At 56.8% G+C, this 12,703-nt stretch carries 9 protein-coding genes; 6 read left to right on the top strand and 3 right to left on the bottom strand.

Features of this window, described 5'->3' with window-relative positions; all coding sequences use genetic code 11:
• Positions 1-11: 11 nt before the first annotated feature.
• Entirely contained in the window at positions 12-554 is a 543-nt protein-coding gene (locus DSL70_RS14565) for a GNAT family N-acetyltransferase (protein ID WP_119308828.1), read from the bottom strand.
• A 310-nt stretch (positions 555-864) separates the two neighbouring features.
• Here DSL70_RS14565 and DSL70_RS14560 point away from each other — a divergent pair, with 310 nt between their 5' ends.
• From DSL70_RS14560 to DSL70_RS14535, 6 genes are all read left to right on the top strand, one after another.
• Entirely contained in the window at positions 865-2,112 is a 1,248-nt protein-coding gene (locus DSL70_RS14560; protein WP_119308665.1) for a threonine ammonia-lyase, read from the top strand.
• Positions 2,113-2,266: 154 nt separating this feature from the next.
• Complete coding sequence (locus tag DSL70_RS14555) at positions 2,267-4,009, top strand: methyl-accepting chemotaxis protein (protein ID WP_119308664.1); 1,743 nt, start codon at positions 2,267-2,269, stop codon at positions 4,007-4,009.
• A 344-nt stretch (positions 4,010-4,353) separates the two neighbouring features.
• On the top strand, positions 4,354-4,872 hold the full coding sequence (locus tag DSL70_RS14550; protein WP_119308663.1) for an RDD family protein: 519 nt from the start codon (positions 4,354-4,356) through the stop codon (positions 4,870-4,872).
• A 288-nt stretch (positions 4,873-5,160) separates the two neighbouring features.
• The gene (locus DSL70_RS14545; RefSeq protein ID WP_119308662.1) at positions 5,161-6,963 is read left to right on the top strand and encodes a sodium:proton antiporter; all 1,803 of its coding nucleotides are present in this window, start codon (positions 5,161-5,163) and stop codon (positions 6,961-6,963) included.
• A gap of 226 nt (positions 6,964-7,189) precedes the next feature.
• Complete coding sequence (locus DSL70_RS14540) at positions 7,190-7,936, top strand: arginyltransferase (protein ID WP_119308661.1); 747 nt, start codon at positions 7,190-7,192, stop codon at positions 7,934-7,936.
• Positions 7,937-8,039: 103 nt separating this feature from the next.
• Entirely contained in the window at positions 8,040-9,068 is a 1,029-nt protein-coding gene (locus DSL70_RS14535; protein ID WP_119308660.1) for an endonuclease/exonuclease/phosphatase family protein, read from the top strand.
• Positions 9,069-9,096: 28 nt separating this feature from the next.
• On the opposite strand, the gene parC is transcribed toward DSL70_RS14535, so the two are convergent.
• Together parC and DSL70_RS14525 are read right to left on the bottom strand one after the other, a co-directional pair.
• Positions 9,097-11,337, bottom strand: a complete 2,241-nt coding sequence (gene parC / locus DSL70_RS14530; protein ID WP_119308659.1) for a DNA topoisomerase IV subunit A — start codon at positions 11,335-11,337, stop codon at positions 9,097-9,099.
• 112 nt (positions 11,338-11,449) lie between these two features.
• Positions 11,450-12,637 carry a tetratricopeptide repeat protein gene (locus DSL70_RS14525; RefSeq protein ID WP_119308658.1) on the bottom strand — a complete coding sequence of 396 codons (1,188 nt, stop codon included), beginning with the start codon at positions 12,635-12,637 and terminating at the stop codon, positions 11,450-11,452.
• Positions 12,638-12,703: the final 66 nt, after the last annotated feature.

Raw genomic sequence — 12,703 nt, 5'->3', positions numbered from 1 at the left:
ACGATCCGGGCCTACATGAGGTTCGGATCGAGGATCTTGTACATATATGTCGTGGAATCGAGCCGGTCGCTGTCGGTTGCCCGGGCAAAATTGGGAATGCGGCCAGCGATCTTGTAATCGAGCAAGATATAAAGTGGTTCGGCCTGGTCGCCGGATCGCGTATCGAGCGTGATGAGGCTCTTGCCAAGGCGACGGGCTTCCTGTTCCAGCAACTCCATCAGCGTTGTGGCAATGCCCTTCTTGCGATAGTCCGGGTGCACCAGAAGTTTTGCGACTTCACAACGGTGGGCCTGATTGGGGGGCAATTCGGTCTGCAACTGAACAGTGCCGACGATGCGATGATCCGACTTCGCAACAAACAGCGCGGTGCTGCCTGCCTCCACTTTCGGGAACACACTGTTTGCCCAGAATGCCTGGGCGTCCGCGAGCTCGAACGGCTGGATGAAACTGACGCTGGCGCCGTTTTCCACGCAGGCATGCAAGACGCTTGCAAGGTCTTCAAGGGTTTCCGCCAGCTCATCGCCAGCAAGCAATTCATATACGATCTCGGTCACGCAGTGCTCCACTTGTCTTTTCAACGCGCCTGTTTTGTCGCGTCTTTCTTGCGGCGAACCCTAACCCAGAGCAATGGGACAAGACAGTCCATTGTCCGGCCATCAACCAAAAAACGTCCCTCCTTGACTAAAAGCATGAGAAATCCCACAAAATTTCGGTGCTATACTCCTCTCACCGGCAAACCTGCATGTGATGGTTGCCGCAAATTCATTTGAAAGCGTGCGTCTGTTAAGGCATTGTCTGCGCATATTTGCCGCCCACCAAATGCCGCCCCAAAGCATCTTGCAGCCAAACCCAGCGAGCCGATTCATGTCTGATCATTCCTCCCTTCCCAATCGCCCGACCCTTTCAGACATCATGCGCGCGGCCGAAGCCATCAAGGGGGCTGTTCTGCGCACCCCGACGCTGCCAGCCAAGCAGCTGTCGGACGAACTGGGCGCAGACATCTACGTCAAATACGACAACATGCAGGTTACGAACGCCTTCAAGGAACGCGGCGCGCTCAACAAACTCTTGTCCCTGACAGAAGAGGAACGCCAACGTGGAGTGATTGCCATGTCGGCAGGCAATCACGCCCAGGCAGTCGCATTGCATGCAACGCGCCTCGGCATACCTTCCCTCATCGTAATGCCCGAATTCACGCCATTCGTGAAGGTGGCAGCCACCAAGGGATTTGGTGCCGAGGTCATTCTGGAGGGAGAGACGGTCGCCGAGGCCGGGGAAGCCGCGATGCGGCTTGCCACCCAGCGCGGTCTCACATTCGTTCACCCCTACGATGACTATCAGGTCATTGCTGGTCAGGGCACCATTGCCCTTGAAATGCTAGCCGATGTGCCGGACCTTGAAGTGTTGCTCGTGCCGATTGGCGGCGGCGGAATGATCTCGGGCATTGCCATTGCGGCCAAGGCCATCAATCCGGCGATCGAGGTGATCGGTGTGGAGAGCGAGCTTTACCCGACCATGTATAATGAGCTGAAGAAGACCGATCTTTATTGCGGCGGGCAGTCGCTGGCCGAAGGCATCGCCGTCAAGAAGGCAGGCAAGCTGACCGCAGCCATCGCCGCCGAACTGCTGAGTGATGTGCTGCTGGTTACCGAACGGGACATCGAGCGGGCCATCAACGCTTATGCCACCTACCTGAAGACAATGGCCGAAGGGGCCGGAGCGGCTGGTCTTGCCGCAGTCATCGCCACACCGGAAAGGTTCAAGGGCAAGAAGGTCGGTCTCGTCCTCGGCGGCGGCAACATCGACCCGCGTCTGCTTTCGTCCATCATCGTCCGGCAACTTGGCCGCAAGCAGCAGATCGTCGGGCTGCGCATCACCATCCCGGATCGCCCGGGCATTCTTGCTGAACTGGCCAAGATCATCGGCGACCGTGGCGGCAACATCCTGGAGGTGGACCACCATCGAACCTTCCTCAATGTTCCGGTGAAGGGTGCTTCCATCGACATCACGATTGAAACACGAGACGCCGCGCATGCAAACGAAATCATCATGGCAATCGAATCGGCAGGACACAGTGTCGAGAATCTGAACAAACCGGACAAAATTGACTAAAATCTCCGGCTTCATTTTTCCGTTTCAGCCACACATAACTTGTAATTATGTTGTGAATTCAGCATGTTTTTCACAACCAAGAATATTCATTAACCATTTCAGTCATGCCTCCTTGTCATACTTGTCTGACGACCCCCGACCAGACGAGTAAACAATGAGACCGACCCCCTCCCCAACACCCGCTCCGGTGTTGAAAGAAATCGAGCCGATCCTTGCCTTCATGACTGCAGGCTTGCAGCAGAAGGCCCTGAAACCCGTTTCCGTCAAAGCGCAAAAGGACCTGCCTGCGCTTTTTGACAAGCTTAGCACTTCGACCAAACCCCATCCGGCCATAGCAGAGGCGTTCCGCTCCTCCCAAGCCAGCACTGCGACGGCATCGCTTGGCCAATCGCGCTATGTAACCCGCCTGTTTCAAACTGCGGATGCAAGCGCAATCGCCAGCAACAGCGCAGAAAATGGGGCAGCTCTTGGAGAAACGGCTCTTGAACCCTCGCACATCATGGCGATCTATGCCCGCCTGCTGCTGGAAATGGTGCCGACGCTCGCAAAGGTTCACAAAGGCGCGGGTTCTGCCTTTGTCGATGACATGCAATCGGCTATAGCGCTCACCTTTGCCGACATGATGGGCTCGCTGCAATCCTTCAACCTTGCCCGCGGCATGAGTGCCAACGGTGAAGACAATTGCCAATTGGGCAATTTGCGCGGTCTCGCCAATTCCGTCGTTGAAATCAACGAAATCTGCACAGACATGGCGTTATTGTCCCGCAACACCCATATCGCGACAACCAACGTACAGGCCATTTCCGCAGCTGTTTCCGAGCTTGCCGGGTCAATTGGTCAGATCTCGGAGACCTCAGAGCTGACAGCGGATGGTGCCAGGAAGACCTATGAGACGGTCTCCAAAGGCCTCACCACCATGCAGGCGGTCTCTTCCGCCATCACCAATATCGCATCGGCTTCGTCCCAGACAGAGAACAGTCTCAACGAACTCGTTCAGGCATCCGAACAGATCGGATCGTTCCTGACGGTCATCGACAAAATCGCCAACCAGACCAATCTACTGGCACTTAATGCCACCATCGAGGCGGCCCGAGCCGGAGAAGCTGGCAAGGGATTTGCCGTTGTTGCCAGTGAGGTCAAGGCCCTCGCCGGTCAGACCACCAAGGCAACCGAAGACATCACCAACCGCATCAATGCCTTGAGCGAAGGCATGCGGACCATTCAAAAGGCCGTATCCAGTACCCGCCACGCCATCGGCGACGGGGAAACAGCCATAGATGGCGCGAACCATCTGATGGAAGCAATCGGAACGCAGGTTGGTGAGGTCAACCGGAACATGCAGGAGGTCTCCCAGATTATCCAGCAGCAGACCGTCGCTACGCAGGAGATCTCTGAATCCGTTGCCGGTGTGGCTGACCTCAATTCAGAAAACGAGACGATGCTCAACGGCATGTCGGACACGCTGCAGAATAGCAACGATCACTTCTCGCAAAACGCAACCAACTGGTTCCAGGATGGTCAGGCCCTGTCCCTTTGCGAGATGGCGAAGATCGATCATGTCCTCTTCACCAAGCGCGTGGTCAACATCCTGACCGGGCGCGAAAATGCCAGTTCAGCCACTCTGGCTGGTCACCACAACTGCCGCCTCGGTGTCTGGTATGATGGCATCAACGATCCGGACATCCGCAACCATCCGGCGTTCACCGCTCTCAAGGCACCGCACCAGCGGGTCCATGACCTGGCCAAGCAGATGGTCAAGGATTGTGCGGAGGGACGCAAGGATGAGGCCTTCGCCCAACTTCGGTCGCTGGAGGACGCCAGTGAGTCTGTGATCAACTGCATCAACAAGCTGGCGCAGACGCTGGAACAGAAGGAACGACGCAGGGTAGCTGCCTGATTGGGCCCTGTTCGCAAAAGGCGATGCTCCTGACAGGATGACACACAACAAGCGCCCAACCGGCGCTTGTTTCGTTTCGCGGCGGACGCGCGCCCCATCGATGCCCTCACCTGATTGAATTGCCGCATTCTCTGCTCGATTTTTCCCGATCGGTCCGCCCCATCCCCTGACCCGTGATTTTCACAGCGCCTTTCAAGGGCACAACCAGCACTCTTTTTCAAACAATATTGTAACAAAAACTTGAAAAGCGGCTGAAACAACCTCACCTATTTTGTGAAGACTGCGACATCTTCATGTTCATTCTGACCGACTGCCCGCATGAAACCGAAAGGAATATCTGAGCGATGAACAACGCCCACACTGCCTATGACAACAGCGATGAGCGCAGAAATGCCTTTGACCCGGGGCTGCACCCTGCCCTGTTCGATGGCGTCCTCTCGCGGCGGGTGCTGGCTTTTCTCATTGATGCCTTTGCGATCCTCATTCTGATGGTTGTTGCGTCCATGGCCATTGCGGTGATCGGGGTCATCACCTTCGGGCTCGGCTGGCTGCTCTATGCCATCCTGCTGCCGCTGGTGGCGTTGCCATATATTGCGTTGAGCCTTGGTGGCTACAGCGCGGCAACGCCTGGCATGAAGATGATGGGGCTGGAAATGCGCCTGTGGTATGGCGCAAAGCCATATGCGATGCTGGCCATCATGCACAGCCTGCTGTTCTGGTTCGGCAACACCATTCTTACGCCTCTGATCGTCGTCGTGGGCCTTTTCACACGACGCAAGCAGCTGCTGCATGACATGATTCTCGGCACCATGATCATGGACAGCGACGCGCTGAGACAGCTCGAAGGCTACGACAGGTTCTGAGCCGATCTGTTGAACGATGACCTTATTGCCCGCTTGACGCGGGCAATTTTTTATAATGACCTCAGATAAACAATTCCATCGATTTTAATCTGCCACTTTCCCTATGCGTTTTTCGAGTTTGCCTTTGCAAATAGCCTGATAATCTGATTTTCTAAGGCTCTGAAGCACTTGAGTGCTTCCAATTGCATAATCAAATTTGGTCATCTGTTTTTATGGGGGCACCGTCTGACGCCGTGTGTCGGTCGGGTAAGGACTGTCTTTCTTATGTACCTAACTGCCGAAGTTCAAATGTGGCTCACGTTTGCCGTCATTGTTGCTTCTATCATTGCCTATAGTCTTGAGTATTTTGCCATTGAAATTACAGCTTTGGGATCGTTGCTGGTCCTGATGCTCATCTTTGTCGGGCTGCCAGCTGCGAGTGAAGCGACCAATCTGGTTACGCTTGATGATCTTGTCGCCGGATTCTCGAACCCGGCCCTTCTGGCGGTGCTGGCGCTGCTCATCATCGGCCAGGGCCTGTTTCAAACCGATGCCCTCGACAAGCCTGCGCAATTCATCACCAAGCTGGCCAAACGACATCGCTACATCGCCTTTGTCGGGGTGTATCTGTCCGCAGCCTTCATCAGTGCCTTCATCAACAACACACCTGTGGTGGTGATGTTCATCCCGATCATGGCCGTGGTTGCCAGCAACCTGCGCTTCTCGTCGTCCAAGGTGTTGATGCCGCTGTCCTTCATTTCCATCCTCGGCGGCATGACAACCCTCATCGGTTCCTCGACCAACCTTCTGGTCGCGGAGGCGGCGCGCAAGGCGGGGGTGCTGGATCTCAAATTCTTCGACTTCACGGAAATCGGCGTGATGGTGTCGGGCATCGGCGCGATCTATGCCATTCTCATCATGCCGCGTATTCTGCAAGATCGCAAAAGCATGGCCGATCAGTTGAGCCAGAGCACCGGCAAGCAATTCATTGCCCAGATTCCGCTCAGCGAAGGCGATGCGCTGGTTGGCAAGTCGGCAGTCGCAGGCATGTTCCCCGACCTCAAGGACATGACCGTGCGTCTCGTGCAGCGCGGAGAAACGCCCTATCTGCCCCCTTTTGACAATGTGACCCTGCAACCGGGCGATACGGTTGTAGTTGCGGCCACGCGCCACGCCCTGACGGCGGCGCTCAAGGGGGGGCACAAGATGGCCAAGGTTGCCGAAGACCGCCATCTGAGCCAGATTTCGCCGAAAACAGACATAACGCTTGCCGAAGTGATCGTACCACCGGCTTCGCGCCTTTCGGGCCAGACAATCGCCCAGGCGTCCTTCCGTTCCAAGACCAATTGTATTGTTCTTGGCGTTCAGCGGCGTTCGCGGATGCCACGCATGGCGATGAGCGACATCCGGCTCGAACCGGGCGATGTTTTGCTCGTCGGCGGGGCGCGGGACGATGTCGAGGGGCTGCGCCTCAACAAGGACCTGCTGCTGATCGAGCTGTCGAGCACCGACATGCCCCAGCGCCGCTATGCGCCGCGGGCGATCATGATCTTTCTTGCGACAGCCTTCGCCACGGCCTCCGGTCTGCTTCCCATCGCAACGGCAGCTCTTGCCGGCGCCTTCTTCATGATCATTTTCAAATGTCTCAACCTGCGTCAGGCGGTGCGTGCACTCGATAGCCGCATCTATATGCTGGTTGGCTCGTCTCTTGCCAGCGCGGTTGCCTTGCAGAACACTGGCGGCGCCCGGTTTATCGCTGGCGCTGTCGTCGATGCAATGCAGGGGCAGGAAGGCTGGGTGCTGCTATCGGGTCTGTTCCTGCTGATTGCAGTGCTGACCAATATTCTGTCGAACAACGCCACCGCTGTCCTGTTTGCCCCCATCGCGATTTCCATCGCCACACAAACCGGACTGCCCGTAGAGCCCTTCGTCGTCTGCGTCATCCTCGCGGCCAACTGCTCGTTTGCCACCCCGATCGGGTATCAGACCAACCTGCTGGTCATGGGCCCCGGCCACTATCGCTTTGCCGACTTCCTGATGGCTGGCATTCCGCTGATGATCATCGTCTGGCTCAGCTTCACGCTGATCGCGCCGTGGTATTACGGTTTCTAGCCGACGCCCCGCAAGGCCCGGCCTCCCCCGCTCCGGTCGTCTCCAGGCCTCTTCCGGTGCCGTGCTTGCGCATGTCCCATCGGCGGCATTCAACGCTTAACAATCCGGGTGATTTTTCGACCTTCCGGTAATATACTATAGGTGAAACCTTTATAGACCTCAGTCGGTCTTTTCTTGTTTCACCAATCATGATTTGATGTTTATCCATCTGAAAGCATTGAACCATATGACAAGACACGCCCTCGAAAATCCTCAGTTCTATCTCACGTCAGCACAGGATTGCCCGTATCTGGATGATCGGCAAGAGAGGAAGATCTTTACGTATCTTGTTGGCGAAGAAGCGCGGAATCTCAACAATCTGCTGTCGGTCGGCGGCTTCAGGCGTAGCCAGACCATCGCCTATCGGCCAGCCTGTGCGGACTGCAAGGCCTGCAAATCGGTGCGGGTTGTCGTGCCCCAATTCTCCTTCTCGCGGAATCAGCGCAAGATCATCCACCACAATGCCGATCTTGTCCGCACCATCCGGCCTGCCATTGCCTCTTCCGAGCAATATGCCCTGTTCAAACGCTACCTTCGGTCCCGCCACAATGATGGTGGCATGGTGGAGATGACGGAAGCCGACTATATCGCCATGGTCGAGGAGACCCATATCGAAACCATTGTCGTGGAATATCGCAAGCGGGTGGAAGGCGACGGCATCGCCGCAAAGCCGCGCGGCGAGCTGGTTGCCGTGGCGCTCACCGATGTTCTCGATGACGCCACCTCGATGGTCTACAGCTTCTATTCCCCGGAAGAGGAAAAGCGCAGCCTTGGCACCTATCTCATCCTCGATCACATCCGGCAGGCGATCCATGCGGGGCTCAGTTATGTCTATCTGGGCTATTGGGTCGAGAACTCCGCCAAGATGGCCTACAAGATCCGCTTCAAGCCTTTGGAAGTTTTGGGCATGGATGGCTGGACCTGCCTTGATTAATTCTCATTTGTGATGTTTGTCTGCCCTTGAACGCCACAATGCGCCGGATCTCCAGTTGCTCCGGGCGCATCAAAGACAAGTTTGCATCAAGATTGAGGACCGAATGATAAGGCTGATCAGACACATACTCGACATTTGTATCCTGATGGGCCTTGTGGCAGGTGCGGTAATATCGGTTCTGGCGCTGCTGGGCGCATTCATTCCAGTATTCGATGTCATCAATCACTTCCAGATCGTCATCGCGCTCCTTGGCCTTTTTGCCCTCGCCATGAGTTTTGTCTGGCCAAGCAGCGTGGGTGCACTCAAGTCCTACGGCCGTCTCATCGTGATCTTCATTCTGTGCTGTTCAGCGGTTTTGCTGGGGCCGGAGCTTTGGGGCCGGTTCAGCCATCGCAATGCCGATGAGACGCTGGCACTCGATGCCGGCAAACAGCCGCTGAAGCTCCTCAGCTTTAATATCTACATGGGGACATGGGACCGGAAAGCGCTTGCAGGCACCGTCATCAACGCCGACCCGGATGTTGCAGCCCTGCAGGAGTTTGCACCCAACCGTTTCAAGAACCAGCCCGATCTCAAGCGGGTCTACCCCCATCAGGCCAAGTGCCAGTCATGGCGGGTCTGCACGCTGACGATTCTCTCCAAGCACCCCCTGACCGACATCAAGTCCTACCAGTTGGGATCATCGGACCAGAACAATCCCCTGCACGGCAAGCTGCTGGCGGCCACGGTGCATATGCCGGGCGCTGTGCCGTTCCGCCTCTACAATGTGCATCTGGCTTGGCCGTTGCCTTTGGCGGAAAAACTCAAACAGCTCGACAGGCTTCTCGAGATCATCGAAAGCGAACGCAAGGATACGCCAATGCAGGTGGTCTCAGGCGATTTCAACTCGACCGGCTGGGCCTTCCGTGTCGACCAATTTGCCCGTAAGGCCGATCTCATGCGGCGGGATCGCTTCGTGCCGACCTTCCCCTCGCCCAACTCACGCATCAAACGGCTGAGCCTGCCAGCCTTCCTCAGCCTTGATCATATCCTGACCAGCCCGGACATCGACGCCGGGGCCGTTGTGCGCGTGCGTTCGCCCATCGGCGATCATTGGCCGATCAGAACGACGCTCTACCTGCCGCAGAAATAGAAACGCCGGGTTGAACCCCGGCGCCTTGTCAGTTTTCAAACTTGTTGCTTCGCGGGAAGCCATTCGGCGGCAATCGCCCGGCCTGTCCCCGATCGCCACACCATTCAGCCAGATCATCCAGCGAGCGCTGATAGCTGCGGCCGGAGCTGTCTTTCCAGATCAGGCCTTCCTCGGCCTTGAAGACCTTGACGTCCGAAATGCCGCCATCCTTGTAGCGCTGCAGCATGACGCCGCGCCCGCGCGCCATTTCCGGCAACTGCTCGGCATTGAAGATCAGCAGCTTGCGGTTCTCGCCGATAACGGCGATGCGGTCGCCATCGGCGGTCTTGCAGAGCTTGGCCTCCACCGGCATGGTCACGTTGAGCACCTGCTTGCCCTTGCGCGTATTGGCAACAAGGCTTTCTTCCGTGGTGACAAAGCCTCGGCCATCAGTCGCAGCAATCAGCACCTTGCGCTCGGGCACATGCACGAACATCTCGACCACATCAACGCCCGGCTCCATATCGATAATCACGCGGATCGGCTCGCCATGGCCGCGGCCACCGGGCAACTTGTCCGCCTGTATCGTGAAGAACTTTCCGTTGGTGGCCATCAGCAACAGCTTGTCTGTGGTCTCGGCCTGAACGGCGAATTTGAGCTTGTCGCCATCCTTGAAATTAAGGCCGCTGAGGTCGGTGATGTGACCCTTGAGAGCACGGATCCAGCCCTTTTCGGACAGGACCAGCGTCACCGGCTCCCGTTCCACCATGGCCAGATTGATATCCTCGATATCGCGTTCACTTGCCTCTCCAAACTGCGACCGGCGACGGCCCAGTTCGGTGTCGGGTCCAAACAGCTTGTAGATCTCGCGGATCTGCTGGGAAATCCGCTCCCACTGCAAAGCATCCGAGCCGAGCATTTCGATTAGCTCGGCGCGCTCCTTGCTGAGCGCATCATGCTCGGTGCGGATCTCTATTTCCTCAAGCTTGCGCAAGGACCGCAAGCGCATGTTGAGGATCGCCTCAGCCTGAATTTCGGACAGGCTGAAGGTTTTCATCAGTTCCGCCTTGGGCTCATCCTCGTAGCGGATGATGCGGATGACTTCATCGAGATTGAGATAGGCGATCAGATAGCCGTCGAGCACTTCGAGGCGATGCTCGATCTTGCCAAGACGGAAACGCGAGCGGCGCTGCAAGACTTCGCGGCGATGATCCAGCCACTGCCTGAGCACTTCGCGCACGCCGAGTACACGAGGCACGCCGTGCGAGGTCAGCACGTTCATGTTGAGCGAGATGCGGCTTTCCAGATCCGTCAGCTTGAACAGCGCTTCCATCATCAGGTCTGGCTCAACGGTGCGGCTCTTGGGCTCCAGCACAATGCGGATATCTTCAGCCGACTCGTCGCGCACATCCACCAGCAGCGGCAGCTTGCGGTTCTGGATCAGATCGGCGATCCGCTCGATCAGACGTGATTTCTGCACCTGATAGGGGATTTCCGTGACGATGATCTGCCAGGAGCCGCGCCCGAGCTGTTCCAGCTCCCACTTGGCCCGCACGCGGAACCCGCCGCGACCGGTGCGATAGGCCTCAAGGATCTGGGCCTTGTCCTCGACAATCACACCGCCGGTCGGGAAGTCTGGTCCGGGCATCAATTCGAGAATCTTCTCGTCTTCGCAATCCGGGTTCTTGATGAGATAGAGCGATGCTTCGCACAGTTCCGAAACGTTGTGCGGCGGGATCGATGTAGCCATGCCGACGGCAATGCCACTTGACCCGTTGGCCAACAGATTGGGAAAGTTCGCGGGCATGACAACAGGCTCCTTGTCCTCGTTGTCATAGGTCTCGCGAAAATCGACCGCGTCCTCGTCAAGCCCCTCCATCATCAGGCGGGCGACCTCGGTCATGCGCGCTTCGGTGTAACGCATCGCGGCGGCACTGTCGCCATCGATGTTACCGAAGTTGCCCTGCCCGTCGACCATCGGATAACGCGACGCGAAATCCTGCGCCAGACGCACCATGGCGTCATAGACGGCGGTATCACCATGCGGGTGATATTTACCGATCACGTCACCGACCACACGGGCGGACTTCTTGAAGCCGCCAGTTGGATCCATCTTGAGCTGACGCATCGCGTAAAGAATACGACGATGCACCGGCTTCAGGCCGTCGCGCACATCTGGCAGCGCTCGCTGCGTAATCGTGGACAAGGCGTAGGCAAGGTACCGCTCTTCCAGCGCTTCGCGCAGGTTGATGCTTTCAAACTCGCCTGACTGTTCAGTTTCTTTTCCCATGGGCCTTGGTTATAGAAAAAGGGCGATTCGTGCAATTGCATGCGTGTCAAGTGGCGGCCAAATTCCAAAGACAATCTGCCCACAACCGCAGTTTCACCGCCCTTTCAGACCTCTATTGCCGCACAACACCATATTTGGCGAGCTGTTGCAGCACATCCTTGCTCAGAGGAACAGAGCGCCAGTTTTCCTTTTTCGACTTGCGTTTGGCATTCCGCTCATAGGCATATTTCATCAGGGCCTCGCGGGTGCTGAAGCCATAGACCGGCTCTTCCTTGCATTTGGTCTCACCCTTGGCGCCGTAGTCGGCAATATGCTGGGCCGTCAGCGTAACGGTGCGGGCGTATTTTCCATTTGGCACGATGTCGACATCGTACCAATAGTAATTGCGCACGGTCAGCACCTCGTTTCCAGCTGCAACCCGTTCCATTTTTGCACCCTTGTAGCCGATGATGCTATCGACATATTTTGAGCCGAAATAGGCCTCAGGCATGCTGAAGTCACTGTAGAGCCAGCAGTCCCGCAACAGCGGCAGATCATGATAGACCAGTTCACCGGGAAGAGCCCCGCCAACCTTGCCAGTCATTGTGCCAGCGTTTTGACCTGAAGGATTGCTGGCTGGGCGTTGCTGAGCATCCGCCTTTCTTGTTGGTGAAGCCGTATCTTTGCCGCTCGGCCTCGGTGCGTCTGCGGTCTTTGCCTCAGGGCGGACAATGCCGCTCCTGGCTTCCGCCTTCCTCAAATCACGCTCGATGCCGTTGCTCACATTGTTGGAACCATAGGCTTTCTTGTAACTCTCAAGCCTCGTCCGTGCCTTGACGAGATCGGTTGGCACATTCTGGCCACTGAGATATTCCCGCGCCATATCCAGATCGGCCCGTTCCTCACCAAGCACTGACGCTTCCTCGAGCCATTCCATGCCCTGCTCCGGATCGTGGGAATAGCCATTGCGCCCGGTCAGCAAATTGTTGCCAAGAATCCTTGCTGCGTCGGCATTGTCCGATTGAGCCGCCCGCTCCAGCAAGTCACGGGCTTCCTGCCCAAACCCCTTGTAGAGGCCCTTGCAGTCCGGGTTGAGGTAGGTCCAGCGCAACCACAACATCGCGACACTGTCCTCTTCATCAAGTGCCGCGCTCTTGAGGCGCGCATAGTCGGCCTTGTTGCCCACACAGGCATTTTCAGCCCAGCCGGGATACTCGGCTTCCTGCGCCTGAACCGAGAGACCATGAACCGGCGAAAAGAACAGCATGGCCATCAGAGCAAGTCGGATGGTTGAGAAATCGAGACGAAACAAACGCGTCATTGGGCAAAGGGCTCCGATATGGAAAAGAGAATTCAGTATTATTCCTTACTACCATATGCGCGTCCG

This window comes from Cohaesibacter haloalkalitolerans, assembly GCF_003574655.1.
In the GTDB taxonomy this organism is placed as follows: Bacteria; Pseudomonadota; Alphaproteobacteria; order Rhizobiales; family Cohaesibacteraceae; genus Cohaesibacter; species Cohaesibacter haloalkalitolerans.
Note: the sequence above shows the minus strand (reverse complement) of the source record. Positions and strands in the feature narration are given on the sequence as shown.

Excerpts from the sequence above, each read along its gene's own strand:
- DSL70_RS14560 (WP_119308665.1), top strand. The coding sequence starts at position 865 with ATGTCTGATCATTCCTCCCTTCCCAATCGCCCGACCCTTTCAGACATC.
- DSL70_RS14555 (WP_119308664.1), top strand. The coding sequence starts at position 2,267 with ATGAGACCGACCCCCTCCCCAACACCCGCTCCGGTGTTGAAAGAAATC.
- DSL70_RS14550 (WP_119308663.1), top strand. The coding sequence starts at position 4,354 with ATGAACAACGCCCACACTGCCTATGACAACAGCGATGAGCGCAGAAAT.
- DSL70_RS14545 (WP_119308662.1), top strand. The coding sequence starts at position 5,161 with ATGTGGCTCACGTTTGCCGTCATTGTTGCTTCTATCATTGCCTATAGT.
- DSL70_RS14540 (WP_119308661.1), top strand. The coding sequence starts at position 7,190 with ATGACAAGACACGCCCTCGAAAATCCTCAGTTCTATCTCACGTCAGCA.
- DSL70_RS14535 (WP_119308660.1), top strand. The coding sequence starts at position 8,040 with ATGATAAGGCTGATCAGACACATACTCGACATTTGTATCCTGATGGGC.
- parC (WP_119308659.1), bottom strand. The coding sequence starts at position 11,337 with ATGGGAAAAGAAACTGAACAGTCAGGCGAGTTTGAAAGCATCAACCTG.
- DSL70_RS14525 (WP_119308658.1), bottom strand. The coding sequence starts at position 12,637 with ATGACGCGTTTGTTTCGTCTCGATTTCTCAACCATCCGACTTGCTCTG.